Origin of the sequence: Mycobacterium sp. 1245852.3, assembly GCF_001669335.1 — a bacterium.
Lineage (GTDB): Bacteria > Actinomycetota > Actinomycetes > Mycobacteriales > Mycobacteriaceae > Mycobacterium > Mycobacterium europaeum_A.
Genome location: NZ_LZLL01000286.1, coordinates 1 through 631, shown reverse-complemented (window position 1 = coordinate 631; position 631 = coordinate 1). Strand labels below are relative to the sequence as shown.

Here is a 631-nt window from a genome sequence, read left to right as displayed (position 1 = left end):
GCGCGCGGCGCCGCGCACCCGCGGGTCGGGAGCCGGCGGCGCCTGCAACAGTTCGTCGGTGCTGACCGACAGGGCCCGGGCCAGCCGGGGCAGGTGATCCAAAGCCAGCCGACGTTTCCCGGATTCGAGGCGGCTCAGCGTCGAGACGTCGATCCCGGCCCGCTCGCCGACCTCCTGCAGCGTCAGGCCGCGTTGCGCGCGCAGTTCCCGGAGCCGCTGGCGCACCAGGAGGTCGATGTCGGGGGTGGTTTTTGCCTGCATGGCAATTCAGCTTGGCAAATGAGGCACGGGGTAGGCAAGCTCGCGGTATGGAGAATTCGTGCAAACCTGATGATGCTGTGCAGTTTTGGGAGGAGCGCTACCGCTCGGCGGAGCGGGTGTGGAGCGGACGGGTCAATCCCCGCCTGGCCGAGGTGACCGCCGACCTGCCGGTGGGCCGGGCGCTCGACCTGGGCTGCGGGGAAGGGGCCGACGCCCTATGGCTGGCCGAGCGCGGCTGGCAGGTGGTGGCCGTGGACGTCTCGGCCACCGCGCTGCGCCGGGCGACCGAGGCCGCGTCGGCCCCTTCCCCGCAGCCCAGGTCGAGCGCCCGGCCCACCGGCAGGTCGGCGGTCACCTCGGCCAGGCGGGG

Annotated in this window: 2 protein-coding genes; one reads left to right on the top strand and one right to left on the bottom strand. The window is 72.9% G+C overall.

All coding sequences use genetic code 11. The features are described from left to right. Positions 1-261 (bottom strand): helix-turn-helix domain-containing protein (locus A9W96_RS12790; protein ID WP_156765218.1); only part of this gene is annotated, 261 nt, incomplete at its 3' end. Positions 262-308: 47 nt separating this feature from the next. On the opposite strand from A9W96_RS12790, the gene A9W96_RS12785 reads away from it, so the two are divergent. Next, a partial coding sequence (locus A9W96_RS12785; protein WP_231999672.1) for a bifunctional 2-polyprenyl-6-hydroxyphenol methylase/3-demethylubiquinol 3-O-methyltransferase UbiG occupies positions 309-631 on the top strand: 323 nt, incomplete at its 3' end.